Source organism: Microbacterium hydrocarbonoxydans, from assembly GCF_000956475.1.
Taxonomy (GTDB): Bacteria; Actinomycetota; Actinomycetes; order Actinomycetales; family Microbacteriaceae; genus Microbacterium; species Microbacterium hydrocarbonoxydans_A.
Genome location: NZ_JYJB01000008.1, coordinates 74,651 through 91,910, shown reverse-complemented (window position 1 = coordinate 91,910; position 17,260 = coordinate 74,651). Strand labels below are relative to the sequence as shown.

Sequence of the window (17,260 nt, the reverse complement as noted above, 5' to 3'; positions counted from 1 at the left end):
CCGTGACTCAGCAAGCAGCCACCTCGACCCTGGACCTCGCCGCCGAGTTCCTCGATCGGCGCACGCCGGTCGACCGCATCCGCGGCCTGCTCCACCGATATCCGGCCATCAGCCCCGCAGTGGTTCTGGTGATCGCCGTCATCGTCTTCGGCATCATCAACCCGCGCTTCTTCGCGGCGGCGAACCTCTCGCTCGTGCTCGACCAGGTCGCCGTCGTCGGCACCGTCGCGATCGCGCAGACCCTCATCATCCTCACCGCGGGCATCGACCTCTCCGTCGGCGCCCTCATGATCGGCACGTCGATGGTGATGGCGCAGACCGCGGCGAACAACGGCCTGCCTGCTCCGATCGCGCTCCTGGCCGGCCTGATCGCCGCGCTCGCCGCCGGCGCGCTCAACGGACTTCTCGTGACCAGGGTCAAGCTGCCCCCGTTCATCGCGACGCTGGGCACGTTCAACGTCTTCATCGCTCTGACGCTGCTCTACAGCGGCGGCCAGACGATCCGCAAGGCGGACATGCCCGAGCTCCTCACCTGGACCGCGACCGCCCTCCCGCTCGGAGACGTGCGGCTCACTGTGGGCGTCATCATCATGCTCGCGCTGTACCTCGTGGTCGCCTACGTCCTCGGCCGCACCGCGTGGGGCAGGCACGTCTACGCGGTCGGCGACGACGCCGAGGCGGCTCGCCTGGCGGGCATCTCGACCAAGAAGGTGCTCATGAGCGTCTACGTGGCCGCCGGCGCAGTGCTCGCCGTCGCCGCGTGGATTCAGATCGGCCGCTCGGGGGCGGCGAGCCCCAACGCCGGTGCAGATCTGAACCTCGACTCGATCACCGCCGTGGTGATCGGCGGCACGTCGCTGTTCGGCGGCCGCGGCATCATCTGGGGGACCCTGCTGGGAGCGATCATCGTCGGCGTGTTCCGCAACGGTCTGTTCCTCGCCGGAGTCGACGGTCTCTACCAGACCCTCGCGATCGGCATCCTCGTCATCGTCGCGGTCGCCATCGACCAGTGGATCAGGAAGGTACGCAAGTGAGCGCCACCGACACCCAGCCCTTCGAGGCTCCGACGCCCGAGGGCGTCCCCGTGCTCGAGGCCAAGCGCCTCGTCAAGACCTTCGGCCGCGTGGTCGGTCTCGACGGCGTCAGCCTCAAGGTCTTCCCCGGAGAGGTGCTCGCCATCATCGGCGACAACGGCGCCGGCAAGTCGACGCTCATCAAGTGCCTCACCGGCGCGTACATCCCCGACGAGGGGCAGCTGCTGCTCGACGGCGCTCCTGTGCAGTTCCGCGGGCCGCAGGATGCCCGCAGCGCGGGCATCGAGACCGTCTATCAGAATCTCGCCGTCTCGCCTGCGCTCGACGTCGCCTCGAACCTCTACCTGGGTCGCGAGCGGCGCAAGCCCGGCATCATGGGCTCGCTGTTCCGGGCGCTGGACACCAAGGGCATGCGGGCCGACGCCCGCGCCGAGGTGCAGCGACTGGGCATCTCCACACTGCAGGATGTCACGGTGCCGGTCGAGAACCTGTCGGGCGGTCAGCGTCAGGCGGTCGCGGTGGCGCGTGCGGCCGCGTTCGGCTCGAAGGTCGTCATCCTCGACGAGCCCACGGCGGCGCTCGGCGTGCGCGAGTCGAACCAGGTGCTCGAGCTGATCCAGCGGCTGCGCGAGCAGCGCGTTCCCGTGATCGTCATCTCGCACAACATGCCGCACGTCTTCCAGGTCGCCGATCGCATCCACGTGCAGCGACTGGGCAAGAAGGCCGCGACGATCACTCCCGACTCGCACTCGATGACGGATGCCGTCGCGATCATGACGGGAGCGGCGACCGTATGAGCGAGCAGGTCGCGCTGTATGCGGAGTTCACGGCCGTGCCCGGCGCCGCGGACACGGTGGCGGGGCTGATCGGCGATTACGCCGATGTCGTCCGCGCCGAGCCCGGCAACCAGGTCTTCGAGGTGTACCGGCGCCGGGAGGACGACCACCGGTTCGTCGTGTTCGAGGTCTATCGTGATCAGGCGGCCTTCGAGGAGCATCTCGGCGGCGAGGCAGGCCGCGCCTTCAACGCCCGGCTGCAGCCGCTGATCGTCGAGCCGCACAGCGTGCTCAGCTTCCTCACGCCGGTGCGTCGCACGTGAGCCGTGACGTGCTCGTGATCGGGGAGGCCCTGGTCGACATCGTTCACCGGGATGCCGGGCGGATCGAGGAGACGCCAGGCGGCAGCCCCGCGAACGTCGCCATCGCGCTCGCGCGGCTGGGGGAGGAGCCGCTGCTGCTGACCCAGCTCGGCGATGACCCGCGCGGCCGCACCGTGAGGTCGTGGCTGGAGGCGTCGGGGGTCGAGCTGCTCCTGGCCGGCGCGGAGCGCACCTCGACGGCATCCGCTCGGCTGAGCGCCGACGGATCGGCCGAGTACGAGTTCGATCTCACCTGGACGCTGGAGGGACTCGATCCGCATGCGGTTGCGGCCGAGAGCCCGGGGGTCGTGCACGTCGGGTCGGTGGCGGCGCTGCTGCACCCCGGGGCTGACACGGTACGCGCCCTGCTCGAGAGCCTTCGTCCCATCGCGCTGATCAGCTACGACCCGAACATCCGCCCGGCTCTGGTTCCCGACCGCGCTCGAGCCGTGCGCGAGGTCGAGGCGCTCGTCGCACTCGCAGACGTCGTCAAGGCGAGTGATGAGGACCTCGCCTGGCTGTATCCGGGCGCCGACCCGCTCGACGTGGCCCGGCGGCTGCAGCGGTCCGGCCCCGCTGTCGTGGTGGTGACGCGCGGCGGCGACGGCGCGTGCGCGGTCACCGCCACCGGGACGGTGTTCGTGGACGGGCACAGCGTCGACGTCGTCGACACGGTCGGCGCGGGCGACACGTTCATGAGCGCCCTGATCCACTCGCTGCACGAGGCCGGTCTCTCCGGTGCGGCATCCCGCGAGCCGCTGCGCGGCATCGAGGAGCAGCATCTGCGCGAGATGCTCGAGTTCGGCGCGGCGGCAGCGGCTGTGACGGTCTCGCGCCCCGGCGCGGATCCGCCTCGGCTCGACGAGGTGGTGGTCACCGCCGCGGAGGTCAGCCGGGCAGGATCACGGATGCCGCATCCGCGAGCGCACGCCGAACAGCCCTGATCGAGGGGGCGGCCGCCGATACGCGCCGCGCGGACGAGAAGATCTCCCGGCGGGGCGCCCCTGGCAGCGGGGTGAGATCGACCGTGGGGGCGTCTCCCGCCCACACGAGCTCGGGCAGCAGTCCGACTGCGAGCCCGGCCCTGATCAGGCGGATGTGCGTGGTGAGGTCGGCGACCTCGAAGTGCACGTCGGGCTCGAACCCGGAGGTGCGGCACAGCTGCTCGGCCCAGGCGCGAGACGCCGTGCCCGCCGGCTCCAGCACCCAGGGCTCGCTCCTCGTCGCCCAGAGCGCGGCCGCGGCATCCGCCTTCTCCGCGCCGGGCGTGCGGGCGAGCATGATCGCGTCATGCGTGAGCACGACCCGGTCGAGGTCCGCGTTGATCGGCCGGGTCCGACCCGGATACTGCTCGGCGAGCATGAGATCGAAGTCGCGGCTCGCGACCCCGACCAGGCTGGTCTCGGGGTCGCTCTCGGTGACGTCGACGCGGAGGGCCGGATGCTGCGCCTGGAGAGCCAGAAGGGCCGGCGGAAGCAGCGCGTGAGCCGCGGTCTGGAAGACGGCGATCCGCACGGTGCCGGTGACCTCGGTGAGCGATTCGGCGACGGCGACCTGGGCGTGCTCGAGCTGGTCGAGGATGCCGATGGCCTGCTCCACGAGGACGTTGCCCTGCGGAGTGAACTGCACGCCGCGACCCACGCGCCGCAGCAGCGGAGCCCCGACTTCGCGCTCGAGCGCGCTGAGCTGCTGAGACACCGTCGCCTTGCTGTAGGACAGGGCGTCGGCGACCGCGGAGAGGGTGCCGCGACGGCTCAGTTCGACGAGCATCCGCAAGCGGTTGACGTCGAGCATCCGATCCTTCCGATTGTTCACTCTAACCGAACAGAAATCATGCAGATCGGTTGATAGACGTAGCCTACTCGCGGGTCGGACAATGAACCAGACGCACGCGGACCCCGGGCGTGCGCCCTGTCTGTGGAAGGTTCCCCGCCAATGTCTGTCGTCGACACCACCCCGCGTACCGAAGAGGTCGCCGCCCTCGTGCAGCGCTGGCTGAAGGAGAGCGAGACGTACCCCGTCGAGCCCGCAGCGCAGCGTCTCTCCGAGGTGCTGAAAGACCCCAACGGGCTCGACTTCACCGTCGGCTTCGTCGACGGCGTGATGCGGCCAGAAGACCTCTCCGTCGCAGGACGCAAGCTGGCCGAGCTCTCAGAGATCACCCCGACCCTCCTGCCCGGCTACCTGCGCGCAGCGATCAAGACCGGCGGCTTCTGGGCGCCGAAGCTCCCCGGCGTCGTCGTGCCGATCTCGCGCCGCGTGCTGCGCGCGATGGTGGGCCACCTCGTGCTCGACGCCACGCCCGCGAAGCTCGGGCCCGCGATCGCGAAGCTCCGCAAGAGCGGCAACCGGCTGAACCTGAACCTCCTGGGCGAGGCAGTGCTGGGCGAGCGCGAGGCCGGCCGGCGCCTCAAGGGGACCTACGACTTCCTCGCCCGCGATGATGTCGACTACGTCTCGATCAAGGTGTCGAGCGTCGTCAGCCAGCTGTCGATGTGGTCGTTCGACGAGGCCGTCGCCGACGTGGTCGCCAAGCTCACTCCGCTGTACGAGCTGGCGGCGGCGTCGCCGACCCCGAAGTTCATCAACCTCGACATGGAGGAGTACCGCGACCTCGACCTGACGATCGCGGCGTTCACCAGCATCCTCGACCAGCCGGGGCTCGAGAAGCTCGAGGCCGGCATCGTGCTGCAGGCGTACCTTCCCGATGCGCTCGGCGCGATGCAGCACCTGCAGGAGTGGGCCGCTGCCCGGCGGGCTGCCGGCGGGGCGCCCATCAAGGTGCGTGTGGTCAAGGGCGCGAACCTCGCGATGGAGGAGGTCGACTCGAAGATCCACGACTGGCCGCTCGCGACCTACTCCAGCAAGCAGGACTCCGACACGAACTACAAGCGCGTGCTCGACTGGGCGATGACCCCCGAGCGGCTGGATGCCGTGCGCATCGGCGTCGCAGGACACAACCTGTTCGACATCGCGTACACCTGGCTGCTCGCGAAGGCGCGCGGCGTCGAGTCCTTCGTGGAGTACGAGATGCTGCTCGGCATGGCCACAGGTCAAGCCGAGGCCGTCCGCAAGGACGTGGGCCGCCTGCTCCTCTACACGCCGGTCGTGAACCCGGCGGAGTTCGACGTCGCGATCGCCTACCTCGTGCGCCGGCTGGAGGAGAACGCGAGCCCTGAGAACTTCATGTCGGCCGTGTTCGAGCTCGCCTCGAACCCCGCTCTGCTGACGCGCGAGCGCGAGCGCTTCGAGCGCTCACTCGCCGGTCTCGAGCGCGACCGCTCTGTGCCGGCTCCGAACCGTGTGCAGAACCGCGCGGACGAGCAGGCCCGCACCGTGACGGGCTTCCACAACGAGCCGGACACCGATCCGGCCCTCGCCGCGAACCGCGCCTGGGGCCGCGAGATCCTGCGCCGCAGCGTGAACTCCACGCTCGGCGAGGGAGCGATCGCCGCCGCTCGTATCGAGACGGCCGCGCAGCTCGACGAGGTGTTCGCCGCAGCGTCCGCCGCCGCCGAGAAGTGGGCTGCGCTCCCCGCCGCGGATCGCGCCGCCGTGCTGCATCGCGCCGGGGCCGAGCTGGCAGCACGTCGAGGGCAGCTCATCGAGATCATGGCTCACGAGGCGGGCAAGACGATCGCCGAGGCCGACCCCGAGATCTCCGAGGCCATCGACTTCGCGAACTACTACGCCGAGCGCGCCCTCGATCTCGAGAAGATCACCGGCGCGGAGTTCGTGCCGTCGAAGGTCACGGTCGTCACCCCGCCGTGGAACTTCCCCGTGGCGATCCCCGCAGGCGGCGTGCTCGCCGCGCTCGCGTCGGGATCGGCGGCGGTGATCAAGCCGGCCAAGCTCACCCAGCGCTGCGGCGCCGTGATGGTCGAGGCGCTGTGGGCCGCCGGCGTGCCGCGCGACCTGCTCGTCCTCGTCGACCTCGCCTCGCGCGATCTCGGCACGCAGCTCGTCTCGAGCCCCGTCGTCGACCGGGTGATCCTCACCGGCGCCTACGAGACCGCGCAGCTGTTCCGGTCGTTCCGCGCGGATCTGCCTCTGCTCGCCGAGACCAGCGGCAAGAACGCGATCATCGTGACGCCCTCGGCCGACCTCGACCTTGCAGCCGCCGACGTGGCGCGCAGCGCCTTCGGCCATGCGGGGCAGAAGTGCTCGGCGGCATCCCTCGCGATCCTCGTCGGCTCGGTCGCCGACTCGAAGAGGTTCGAGCGTCAGCTGGTGGATGCCGTCACCTCGATGCGCGTCGGCGTGCCGAGCGACCCCGCCACGCAGATGGGGCCGATCATCGAACCGGCGAACGGCAAGCTGCTGAAGGCGCTCACGACTCTCGACAGGGGAGAGCGCTGGCTCGTCGAGCCCAAGAAGCTCGACGAAGAGGGCCGGCAGTGGACGCCGGGCGTGAAGACCGGCGTCGCGCCCGGCTCGACCACGCACATGACCGAGTTCTTCGGCCCCGTGCTCGGCGTGATGCGCGCGAAGGACCTCGACGAGGCCATCCGTCTGCAGAACGCCGTGGACTACGGCCTCACCGCCGGCATCCACTCGCTGGACTCCGACGAGGTCGCCACCTGGCTCGACCGTGTCGAGGCCGGCAACCTCTACGTGAACCGCGGGATCACCGGTGCCATCGTGCAGCGCCAGCCCTTCGGCGGGTGGAAGCGCTCGGCCGTGGGTGCGGGGGCCAAGGCCGGCGGCCCGAACTATCTGCTCGGCCTGGGAGAGTGGCAGCCCGCCGAGCTGCCCGCCGCGGCACCGGGGGCCGCGATCTCGGCCCCGATCGCCCGGCTGCTCTCCGCCGCCGACGGTGCGCTCGACCCGGTCGAATCCGAGTGGCTGCGCCGTGCGGCCGCGTCCGACGAGCAGGCCTGGACGAGCGAGTTCGGCATCACCAGCGACAAGTCGGGCCTGGGAGTCGAGCGCAACGTGTTCCGGTACCGGCCGACCGAGGTCGACGTGCGCATCGCGGAGCGCGCGCCTCTCGTCGACGGCATCCGCGTCCTCGCCGCCGCCCTGCGCAGCGGCAGCCCGTTCACGGTCTCGGCGCCCGCGCTGCCTTCGCCTGTCGAGAAGGCGCTGCGCGCGGCCGGCGTCGACGTCACGCACGAGAAGGACGCCGCCTGGGTCAAGCGCTTCGCGAAGGCGCAGTCGAAGGCCGCGCACACTTGGCGGCGGGTTCGTCTCGTCGGCGGCGACCCGGCGCCGCTGTTCCAGGCGCTCGGCGGCATTCCCGACGTCGCGGTCTGGTCGCACGCCGTGACCGGAGCCGGTCGCGTCGAGATGCTGCCGTTCCTGCACGAGCAGGCCGTCTCGATCACCAACCACCGCTTCGGCAACCCGACGAACCTGGCCGACGGCGTGATCTGATCCCATCTCCAGACGGTGCCGGCGCCCCACCTGCGCGACGACGCCCCACCTCGCGGACGTCCGTGAGGTGGGGCGTCGTCAGCTGGGTGGGGCGTCGGCGCGCAACCCGGCCGTGAGCGCGCCGCGTGCCGGGCGTGATCGCCTCAGCCGCGCAGCGCCTCGGCGAGCTTGACCTTCGTACCCATGCGCAGCAGCGAGTTCTCGTAGATCTTCGCTCCGACCATGATCGCGGCCACGCACGACGCGAGCAGGATCGCCAGCGAGACCAGCGGCTCCCACCACTGCGCCTCTCCGACGAACAGGCGCATCGGCATCCCGACCGGGGCCGAGAACGGCACGTACGACATGATCGTCAGCACGAGCGGGTTGTCGTTGAAGAAGATCACCAGGAAGTACGGCGCCATCACGAGCATCATGATCGGCGTCGTGGTCGATCCGATGTCCTCCATGCGCGACACCATCGAGGCGGCTGCGGCATAGAGGGCGGCCAGCAGCACGAACCCGAACAGGAAGAAGACCGTGAACCAGATGATCGGCGCCCCGAGACCTGCGAGCACCTCGTTCTGACCCATGACGATGAGCCCGACCGTGGCGATCGCGGCGAGAGCGACGATCTGCGCCATCGCCAGCACCGTGTTGCCGATCACCTTGCCTGCCAGCAGCGTGCGGGCCGAGATCGACGACAGCAGCACCTCGACGACGCGGGTCTGCTTCTCCTCGACGACGCTCTGCGCGATGGTGGCGCCGAACGTCGACGCGGCCATGAAGAACACCAGGCCGAAGCCGATCGCGATGAAGTACCGAAGCAGGGGATTCGTGGTGGCGGGATCCAGGATCTCGACCGACGGCGAGACCGACAGTCCGCTCACGATGTCGCCGGGAGCGTCCATGAGGGCGATCACGGTGTAGCCGAGCGGGCCGTCATCGGGCAGCACGGCCGCCTCCACGTCCTCCGAGCGCACGAGCTTCTCGGCTTCTCCTCGGTCGGCGACCTCGGTGACCTCGACGTTCGGCAGCGCCTCGACGGCGGCGATCGTCTGCGAGGTCACAGCGACCGTTGTGGCCTCGGGGTTCTTGCTCGTGAATCCGCCGATCAGGATGCCGGCGAGCGCGATGAGCAGCAGGATGCCGGTGGAGATCAGGAACGTCTTGCTGCGCAGCTTCGAGCCGATCTCGCGCTCGGCGACGAGCCAGATCGCGGATGAAGGGTTCACTGGATGACCTCCTTGAAGATCTGCGCGAGGGACGGATGCTTGGGGGCGAAGCTCGCGACGTCGCCGCGGTCGACCGCGGCGCGCAGCACGCGCTGCGCGGTCTCAGCGCTCTCGGCTTCGAACAGGGCGTAGCCGCCTTCGAAATCGAGGACCGTGATGCCGGGCTCCGTGCGCAGCCAGCCGGCGTCTCCGGCCGAGACGAGCTCGTACCGGTCGCCGGCGTGCTCGGCGCGCAGCGCGTCGCGGGAACCCGCCGCCCGGATCGTGCCGCCTGCCAGGATCACGAGGTCGTCGCAGAGCCGCTCGACGACGTCGAGCTGGTGCGAGGAGAACAGGATCGCCGCGCCCTTCGCGGCGCTCGCCTGCAGGACGCCGGCGACCACATCGACCGCGAGCGGGTCGAGACCCGAGAACGGCTCGTCGAGGATCAGCACCTCGGGGTCGTGCACGAGCGAGGCCGCGACCTGCGCGCGCTGCTGGTTTCCGAGCGAGAGCGACTCGATCGTGTCGTTCAGACGGGCGTCGAGCCCGAGCTCGGTGAGCAGGGCGGTGGCGCGAGCCGCGGCATCCGTCTTGCTGAATCCGTGCAGCCGCGCGAGGTAGACGATCTGCTCGAGCACCTTCATCTTCGGGTACAGACCGCGTTCCTCGGGCATGTAGCCGAAGTGCCTGCGGTCCTCGGCGGTGAGTGGTGAGCCGTCGAGCTCCACCCGCCCGCCGTCGGCCGAGAGCAGGCCGAGCACGATCCGCATGGTCGTGGTCTTGCCGGCGCCGTTTCCGCCGACGAAGCCCGTGAGGCGCCCGGGGGCGACCTGGAACGAGACGTCGTCGAGCACGCGCCGCGCGCCGTAGCTCTTGGTGATGCCGCTCAGTTCGAGCTTTCCTGTGGTCACTTCGGCTCACTCCGTCCGCTCAGTACAACGCATGACCTCACGCTATGACCGGCGCACAGGGCGGGGCATCCTCCGCACGGCGGATTGGTGCGGAGTCCCCCTGGCGGCGGATCAGCGCGAGAAGAGCACAGCCACGATGCCGAGCGCGAACGGCAGCAGAGCCATTCCGCCGACGACGGCCACCAGGATCGCGATGATCAGCCACGGGCTCCGCGTGCGCAGCCGTCGCCCCGGCGGGGCGACGCCGGGAGGCGGCGGGGTGAGCAGCGCGGTGGGCGGGGCGAAGGGCAGGGCGGATGCCGGACCCGCAGCCGCGGCCCCTGCCGCCGCAGCGGCAGGCTGGGCGAGGGTACGCAGCCGGTCGTCGCGCCACCGCGCCCACTGGTCGAGCTTCGTCATCATCGCCGCGACCGCGCCGAAGAGCCACGACCAGGTCGCAGGGTCCAGCGTCGACACGGGCCGTCGGGTGTAGAAGAACATCCAGTCGTCGACGATCTCGACGTTGAGCTGCGCGAGGCTGTCGATGAAGCGCGCCATGACGTCGGGGGTGAACAGGTAGAGAGCGTCGACCTCATAGCCCGAGGGGCAGAACAGCGAGAAGTACCTGTCGAAGTCGCCCTCGAGCGACAGCCGCTGTTCACGGGAGTAGCCGGCTGCGACGTCGGAGCCGAGGGTGTTGTCGCTCAGCGCGTCGAGCACGATGTGCGGCAGCGGCACGTCGAGCTTGATGGCGACGTACCCCCAGCGGTGGGTGGTCGAGTTCTCGCCGTTGCTGGTCGTGTACTGGTAGTTCCCGAACTCGACGAAGCGCGGCGAGGTGCCCCGCACGACGTCGGTCGACATGCGGCTCGTGCCGTGGGAGTAGATCATGCCCGGCAGGGGCGGGGCGTCGAACCGCGCGAAGTACTGCATCGAGTTCGCGGCCGCGAAGCTCGCGAGCCGGTATGAGGCCAGCGCCCGAGCGGCCCTGGCCCGCTGCACCGCGATGACGCCGAGAGCGACGAGCCCGCCCGTGAACACGGTGGCGAGCAGAGCGGCGACGGCGACGCCGGCGCCCCGCGCGATCGCGTACCCGAGTCCCATCGCCATCACGTAGACGATCGGAACGATGAAGAGCACCACCACGATCGCGAGGATCACCCACGCGATCACCTGAGATGCCGACGCCCCTGCCCCGCGCTGCTCTCGCGCGAAGCGCGCGACCTCGGCGCTGTCGACGGGATCGACGAGAGGCCTGGCGTCGAAGAATCCTGGAGCGCTCACAGTTCCACGCTAACGCCGCGGGCGCTTTCCGGTGTGCAGCACGGCCCGCACGAGAAGGCCGGCGACGAGGGCCCAGAAAGCGGCGCTCACTCCCAGGACGGCGACGCCGGATGCTGCGACGAGAAAAGTCGCCACAGCCGGCAGGCGCTCGCCGGGGTCGTCGATCGCCTGCTGCACGGCCGAGCCGAACGCGCCGAACAGGGCGAGACCCGCGACCGCAGGGATGACGGCGTGCGGCGCCAGCAGCACCAGGGCGGCGAAGGCCGCCGAGCAGCCGCCGAGCACGAGGTACGAGATGCCCGTGGAGACGCCCGCGACCCAGCGCCGTTCGGGGTCTGGGTCGGCGTCGGGCGCCGCGGCGAGGGCGGCGCTGATGGCGGCGAGGTTGATCGCGTGTCCGCCCGCGGGGGCCCCGATCGCGGTGCCCAATCCGGTGACCAGCATCGCCGGCCGCCACGGGACCTCGTACCCGAAGCTGCGCATGATGGCGATGCCCGGCACGTTCTGCGAGGCCATGGTGACGATGAACAGCGGCAGCGCGATGCCCACCGCGGCGCCCAGGGTGAACGTCGGCGCCGTCAGCTCGACCCGCGGAACGAGCAGCGCGGGGTCGACCGCGGAACCTGCCTGGATGAGGGAGATCGCGACGACGACGGATGCCGCGACGAACGCGAGCGGCACCGCCCAGCGCGGCGCGAGCCGCGCGAACACCAGCCAGGTCAGCACGACCGGCACCACGCCCCACGGATTCTCGACGAGTCCCGTAATCGGGGCGAGGCACAGCGGCAGCAGCACGCCCGCGAGCATCGCCTGTGCGATCGACGGCGGGATGCGGGCGATCAGTGCGCCGAGGGCCGGCCACAGCGCGGTCAGCAGGATCAGGGCGCCGGTGATCAGGAAGGCCCCGACCGCGGCCGGCCATCCTCCTTCGACCGCGCCCGTCGCGGCGAGCAGGGCGGCGCCCGGAGTCGACCAGGCGGAGGTGATCGGCATCCGATACCGCCAGGCGAGCACCACGCAGGCGGCACCCATCGTGAGACTCACCGCGAGCAGGCCGCTCGCGGACTGGCTCGGCGTCGCGCCGACGGCGGAGAGGCCCGTGAGCACGACCGCGAAGGAGCTCGTGAAGCCGACCAGCGCCGTCACGACGCCGGCCATGATCGGACGTGTCAGCGGTGCGGCCTCGGGCATGGTTCCGAGGGTACTGGTGCGAATCGGCTCGTCGCCTACGCGAGCCCCATCCGGTGCGCCGTCACGACGGCCTGCACGCGGTCTCGGGCGCCCAGCTTCTGCAGGATCCTCGACACGTGCGTCTTCACCGTCGCCTCTCCGATGAACAGCGCGGTCGCGATCTCGGCATTGCTGCGGGCGTCGGCGAGCAGCACGAGCACCTCAGCCTCGCGGTCGGTGAGGGGCTCGGCCAGCGTCACGGGCGCGGGTCGCGGAGCGGGAGAGAGGGCGGAGGCCGGGGAGGCGGCGGAGGCCGGGGCGGCCTGCGCGGCCGGCCCAGCGGGAGCTGCGAACCGGGCGAGCACCCGCCGCGTCACCTCGGGCGAGAGCATCCCATCGCCCGCGGCGAGCGCACGGACAGCGGTGATGAGGTCTTCCGGTCCGGCGTTCTTCAGGAGGAATCCGGCGGCCCCGGCATCCAGAGCCTGGAAGAGGTAGTCGTCGCGATCGAACGTCGTCACGATCGCGATGGCGGCGGCGACCTCCGGGTCGGCGACGATGCGGCGGGTCGCCTCGATGCCGTCCATGTCGGGCATCTGCACGTCCATCGTGATGACGTCGGGCCGCAGGGTCGACGCGAGCACGGTGGCCTCTGCGCCCGTTCCAGCCTCGCCCACCACGGCGATGTCGGGCTGGCTCTCGAGGATCGTGCGGAATCCCGCCCGCAGCATGGCGTGGTCGTCGACCAGGAGCACCCGGATCACGCGCTCGCCTCCAGGGGAACCCGGGCGCGCACGCGCAGGCCGCCACTGGCGCGCGGCGTCACCTCGAGGGTGCCGCCCGACGCGGCCGCCCGCTCGCGCATGCCGAGCTGGCCGAGGCCGGGGCGGAGGTTCGCGACGCTGCGTCCTGTGTTCACGATCTCGAGTTCGACGCCCTCGTCGTCGTACCGCACGCGCACATCGGCGGTGGCGCCCGCTCCCGCATGCCGGCGTGCGTTCGTGAGCGACTCCTGCGCGATGCGGTAGAGGTTGACCGCGATCATCGGCGGCACCGGCACGGGGTCGCCGATCACCGCGTAGTCGGCGGGCAGTCCGGCCTCGGTCGACGACGCCGCGAGCTCGGCGATGTCGTCGAGACCCAGCGTGGACGCGGCCTCGGTCGTCTCACCACCGGGTGTGCGCAGGGTCTCGAGCAGCTGGTGCAGCTCGCGGATCGCCTCACGTGCCGAGGTCTCGATGCCCGTGAGCATCTGGCGCGCGCCCTCCGGGTCCTGCTCGATCACGAGCCTGGCCGCCCCCGCCTGCACTCCCATCACCGACACGTGGTGGGCGACGACGTCGTGCAGCTCGCGCGCGATGCGCACGCGGTCGAGCGCGACCGCCTGTGCGGCCGTGACCTCGCGCTCGCGCTCCAGCTCGACGGTGCGCTCCTCGAGCACGGCACGTTCGCTCGCCGCGGCCCAGGCGCGATCGCCGAAGTAGTACGCCCCGCCGAAGTAGAGGACGTTCAGCAGCAGCTGGATCAGCATGTAGGCGATGTAGGGCGAGAAGAGGCCGGCGGCGACGTCGGCCTTGTCGGCCTCGGTGATCGCATCGCGGTACATCGTGATGATGAGCCACACGAACATGCCGATGATGATCCCGATCCGCACGATCATGGCGCGGCGGCGGTCGTTCATCCAGGCGCCGACCGTGTACAGGGCGACGAACATCGCGATGTTGCCGACGAAGATCTCGGGCACCTTCAGCGAGACGGCGGCGAAGTAGGCGAGCGACACGACGATCGCGACCATGCCGGGCCAGCGGCGGCGGGCGGCGAGGGGCACCGAGATGAACACGGCGTAGATCAGGGCGGTCCACAGCTCGCGAGCCTCATCGCCGTACACCTGGGCGATCGACGAGAGCGCGGCGCTGAGCACGGCGCCGACCAGCAGCACGCCTGCGAGGATCAGGTCGGCGCGGTGGTCGCGAGCGGAGGGGGTGCGCGAGAAGGGCATGCCCTCCACGGTAGGGCGGAGGCGGATGCTGCGGCATCCCCCTCGCGGCGGATGCCGCCCCTCGCCGCGGTCACTCCGATCTTCTCTGGGAGAATCGAGCGTGACCTCTGCGCGCCCCCGCCTCGCCCCGCTCTACCTCGCCGGCTTCACGACGGCATTCGGTGCGCACGGCATCGCCGCGGCCCTCGGCGCCGAGAGCGAGGACATCGGGTGGACCCTGCTCGCATTCGGCTTCACACTCGCGCTGTACGACCTGGCCGAGGTGCTCCTGAAGCCGCTGTTCGGGGCGCTCAGCGATCGCATCGGGGTGCGCCCGGTGATCGTCGGCGGTCTGCTCGCGTTCACGGCGTTCTCGGTCGTGGGGGCGGTCGTGCCGGGGATGACCGCGCTCGTGGTCGCCCGGTTCGGGCAGGGCGCCGCGGCATCCGCCTTCTCACCCGCGTCCAGCGCAGCGGTCGCGCGGCTGGTCGACGACTCCTCGCGCGGTCGCTACTTCGGTCGCTACGGCTCGTGGAAGAGCCTCGGCTACGCCCTCGGCCCGCTGCTCGGGGCTGTGCTGGTGGTGTGGGGAGGGATGCCGGCGCTGTTCTGGGCTCTCGCGGTGCTGGGCGTCGCGGCCGCGGCCTGGGTGGCATTCGCCGTGCCCGCCGTGCCGGTGCTCCCGCGCAAGCGCGTCACGCTCGTCGACCTCGGTCGCGAACTGATCGCACCCGGGTTCCTCGTGCCGACGCTCGTGCTCGCCGCGACCACCGGCGGCCTCGCTGTCGCGGTCGGCTTCCTGCCGCTGCTCGGACGCCAGATCGGCCTCGGCACCGTCGGCAGCATGGCCATCGTGACGGTGCTCGCCGTGGTGTCCTCCGTCGTGCAGCCGCTGGTCGGGGCGGCGAACGACCGGGGTCGCGTGTCCGTCCGCCTGGGCGCCGTCGGAGGTCTCGCGCTCATCGCCGTGGGCATCGGGCTGGTCGCGGCCGTCGATCACCCGGTGTCACTCGTGGCAGCAGCCGTCCTCATCGGTGCCGGCGTAGGGGCCGCGACGCCGGTCGCGTTCTCGCACCTCGCGGCATCCACCCCGGCCGATCGCATGGGCCGAACCATGGGCAGCGCGGAGCTGGGACGTGAACTGGGCGATGCGGGCGGCCCGCTCGTGGCCGGCGCTGTGGCGACGGCATCCGTTCCCGGTCTGGGCCTCGCCGTGGTCGCGGCGCTGACCCTCGGGGCCGGCGGCCTCGCGCTGCTCGGCCTGCGGCGGCGCTGACGTTCTCGCTCGGGCCGAGCATCCTTCCGGGCGCCGCAGCGGGCGTGCACAGATCACCCTTGACAGAGTTGCTTGTTTTTAACAAGCTAGCTCCAACGGGTCGACATCCGCCGGTCCATCGACAAGGGAGTCATCATGACCAAGGTCTTCGTCAACCTGCCCACCAGCGACCTCGAGCGCAGCAAGGCGTTCTACACGGCGATCGGCTGCGACATCAATCCGCTGTTCACGGATGAGAACGCCGCGTGCGTCGTGTGGAGCGACGACATCTACTTCATGATCTTGAAGACCGAGTTCTTCGCGACGTTCACCGACAAGCCGATCGCCGACCCGAATCAGGTCGTGCAGGTCTCGGTGTCGTTCGCGCAGGACTCGCGTGAGGACGTCGATGCGATCGTCGAGAAGGCCCTCGCCGCAGGCGGTACCGAGCCCAAGCCCGCGCAGGACTACGGATTCATGTACTCGCGCGACATCGACGACCCCGACGGCAACTCGCTCGGGTTCCTGTACATGACCCCCGAGGCCGCGGAGAACGGTCCGGAGCACGTCGAAGCGCACTGACATGGCGGCGCGCAGCTACGGCCAGTACTGCGGTGTGACGACGGCGGTCGAGCTGATCGGCGAGCGATGGGCGCTGCTCATCGTCCGCGACCTGCTCGTCGGGCCGCGACGCTACACCGACCTCAAACAGGGCCTGCCGCGCATCCCGACCAACATCCTCTCGACCAGGCTCAAAGAGCTGCAGGAGGCCGGAGTCGTGCGGCGGGTGCCGCTGCACAACTGCGGGCTCGTCTACGAGCTGACCGACTACGGCCGCGCTCTCGAGCCGGTCATCCTCGCACTCGGACGGTGGGGGTTCCAGACGATGGGAGACCCCGGCGAGGGGGATATCGTCACCCCGGATTCGCTCACGATGGCGTTGCGCACAGCCTTCCAGGCGGATGCCGCGGCGGATGCCGAGTACGAGGTGCACGTCGGCGACGTGGCGCTGCGGGCCTCGGTGCGCGACGGGAGGTTGTCGGTCGCGCGGGTGGGAGGAGCGCAGCGACGAGACGAAGGATCCGAGGCAGAAGCGGATGCTGTCATCGTCGCCGGTCCCGGCATCCGCCGTCTGATCTCGGGGGAGCTCACCCCCGCCGAAGCTCTCGAGCAGGACGTGCTCGCCGTGGTGCGCGGCGATGTCTCGGTGCTCGACGACTTCGCCCGCACATTCCACATCGCACCGCTCACAGTGCAAGGAGTCTCATCATGACCGGACGCATCATCATCGATCTGTTCACCACCCTCGACGGAGTCGCCCAGGCCCCCGGCGGGCCCGAGGAGGACACCAGAGACGGGTTCCCATACGGCGGCTGGCAGGCCGGGTACCCGAGCGAAGCCGTCATGCGAAGCGTGACTGCGGGCATGGAGACGCTCGATGCCCTGCTGCTCGGGCGCCGCACGTACGACATCTTCGCCGGATACTGGCCCCAGCACACGACCGGTCCCGAAGGCTTCATCGGTCAGCTGTTCGACCGGGTGCCGAAGTACGTCGCTTCGCGGGATGCCGACATCCAGCTCGACTGGCAGGGGAGCACTCGGATCGGCGACGATCTGGCGGCCGAGATCGCCCAGCTGCGCGAGAAGCACCAGGACGTGCACGTGATCGGCAGCGTCGACTTCGTGCAGACCCTGCTCGCCGAGCGGCTGTACGACGAGCTGCAGCTGTGGGTGTACCCGGTCGTGCTGGGTCAGGGCCGCAAGGTCTTCCCCGACGGAGCGGCGCCCGCGAGCATGAAGCTGCTGCACGCCGAGTCGGGCGACGGCGGAACGCTGCTGCTGCGGTATGCGCCGGTGTCGGGGGAGGTGCGCACGGGGACGATGGGGGAGTAGCTCAGACCACCGGAATATCTCTTTGGTTTCGACTATTCCTTTCCTG

Annotated in this window: 16 protein-coding genes; 9 read left to right on the top strand and 7 right to left on the bottom strand. The window is 70.4% G+C overall.

From position 1 onward, the window contains the following. Window positions 1-2: 2 nt before the first annotated feature. From RS84_RS07165 to RS84_RS07150, 4 genes are read left to right on the top strand one after another with little or no spacing between them, the layout of a single operon-like run. Window positions 3-1,034, top strand: a complete 1,032-nt coding sequence (locus RS84_RS07165; protein WP_192625259.1) for an ABC transporter permease — start codon at window positions 3-5, stop codon at window positions 1,032-1,034. After that, a complete protein-coding gene (locus tag RS84_RS07160; RefSeq protein ID WP_045257107.1) occupies window positions 1,031-1,831 on the top strand; it encodes an ATP-binding cassette domain-containing protein in 801 nt (266 codons plus the stop codon). Before RS84_RS07165 ends, RS84_RS07160 begins: the two co-directional genes overlap by 4 nt. Beyond that, window positions 1,828-2,133 (top strand): putative quinol monooxygenase, encoded by a 306-nt coding sequence (locus tag RS84_RS07155; RefSeq protein ID WP_045257106.1) that lies wholly within the window; start codon window positions 1,828-1,830, stop codon window positions 2,131-2,133. Before RS84_RS07160 ends, RS84_RS07155 begins: the two co-directional genes overlap by 4 nt. Further along, window positions 2,130-3,116 (top strand): carbohydrate kinase family protein, encoded by a 987-nt coding sequence (locus RS84_RS07150; protein ID WP_045257105.1) that lies wholly within the window; start codon window positions 2,130-2,132, stop codon window positions 3,114-3,116. The genes RS84_RS07155 and RS84_RS07150 overlap by 4 nt, the downstream gene beginning before the upstream one ends. On the opposite strand, the gene RS84_RS07145 is transcribed toward RS84_RS07150, so the two are convergent. Then, window positions 3,061-3,966 (bottom strand): LysR family transcriptional regulator, encoded by a 906-nt coding sequence (locus tag RS84_RS07145; RefSeq protein WP_045257104.1) that lies wholly within the window; start codon window positions 3,964-3,966, stop codon window positions 3,061-3,063. The genes RS84_RS07150 and RS84_RS07145 overlap by 56 nt on opposite strands. Window positions 3,967-4,107: 141 nt before the next feature. Here RS84_RS07145 and RS84_RS07140 point away from each other — a divergent pair, with 141 nt between their 5' ends. Beyond that, window positions 4,108-7,548: a bifunctional proline dehydrogenase/L-glutamate gamma-semialdehyde dehydrogenase gene (locus RS84_RS07140; protein WP_045257103.1), complete on the top strand. Its 3,441-nt coding sequence runs from the start codon at window positions 4,108-4,110 to the stop codon at window positions 7,546-7,548. A gap of 143 nt (window positions 7,549-7,691) precedes the next feature. Here the strand turns inward: RS84_RS07140 and RS84_RS07135 are convergent, their stop codons facing one another. The 6 genes from RS84_RS07135 to RS84_RS07110 all read right to left on the bottom strand — a co-directional run bounded on the left by RS84_RS07135 (window position 7,692) and on the right by RS84_RS07110 (window position 14,087). Continuing rightward, on the bottom strand, window positions 7,692-8,762 hold the full coding sequence (locus tag RS84_RS07135; RefSeq protein ID WP_045257102.1) for an ABC transporter permease: 1,071 nt from the start codon (window positions 8,760-8,762) through the stop codon (window positions 7,692-7,694). After that, window positions 8,759-9,655, bottom strand: a complete 897-nt coding sequence (locus RS84_RS07130; RefSeq protein ID WP_045257101.1) for an ABC transporter ATP-binding protein — start codon at window positions 9,653-9,655, stop codon at window positions 8,759-8,761. The genes RS84_RS07135 and RS84_RS07130 overlap by 4 nt, the downstream gene beginning before the upstream one ends. Window positions 9,656-9,766: 111 nt before the next feature. Next, window positions 9,767-10,918 (bottom strand): hypothetical protein, encoded by a 1,152-nt coding sequence (locus RS84_RS07125; protein ID WP_045257100.1) that lies wholly within the window; start codon window positions 10,916-10,918, stop codon window positions 9,767-9,769. 9 nt (window positions 10,919-10,927) lie between these two features. After that, entirely contained in the window at window positions 10,928-12,109 is a 1,182-nt protein-coding gene (locus RS84_RS07120; protein ID WP_045257099.1) for a benzoate/H(+) symporter BenE family transporter, read from the bottom strand. Between the two features lie 35 nt (window positions 12,110-12,144). Further along, on the bottom strand, window positions 12,145-12,852 hold the full coding sequence (locus RS84_RS07115) for a response regulator (protein WP_045257098.1): 708 nt from the start codon (window positions 12,850-12,852) through the stop codon (window positions 12,145-12,147). After that, on the bottom strand, window positions 12,849-14,087 hold the full coding sequence (locus RS84_RS07110) for a sensor histidine kinase (RefSeq protein WP_045257097.1): 1,239 nt from the start codon (window positions 14,085-14,087) through the stop codon (window positions 12,849-12,851). The genes RS84_RS07115 and RS84_RS07110 overlap by 4 nt, the downstream gene beginning before the upstream one ends. 100 nt (window positions 14,088-14,187) lie before the next feature. On the opposite strand from RS84_RS07110, the gene RS84_RS07105 reads away from it, so the two are divergent. The 4 genes from RS84_RS07105 (at window position 14,188) to RS84_RS07090 (ending at window position 17,214) form a co-directional block, all read left to right on the top strand. Then, on the top strand, window positions 14,188-15,342 hold the full coding sequence (locus RS84_RS07105) for an MFS transporter (protein ID WP_235281416.1): 1,155 nt from the start codon (window positions 14,188-14,190) through the stop codon (window positions 15,340-15,342). Window positions 15,343-15,477: 135 nt separating this feature from the next. Beyond that, window positions 15,478-15,903: a VOC family protein gene (locus tag RS84_RS07100; RefSeq protein WP_200891993.1), complete on the top strand. Its 426-nt coding sequence runs from the start codon at window positions 15,478-15,480 to the stop codon at window positions 15,901-15,903. A 1-nt stretch (window position 15,904) separates the two neighbouring features. Beyond that, window positions 15,905-16,594: a winged helix-turn-helix transcriptional regulator gene (locus RS84_RS07095; protein WP_045257095.1), complete on the top strand. Its 690-nt coding sequence runs from the start codon at window positions 15,905-15,907 to the stop codon at window positions 16,592-16,594. Continuing rightward, entirely contained in the window at window positions 16,591-17,214 is a 624-nt protein-coding gene (locus RS84_RS07090) for a dihydrofolate reductase family protein (protein WP_045257094.1), read from the top strand. Before RS84_RS07095 ends, RS84_RS07090 begins: the two co-directional genes overlap by 4 nt. Window positions 17,215-17,260 lie beyond the last annotated feature (46 nt).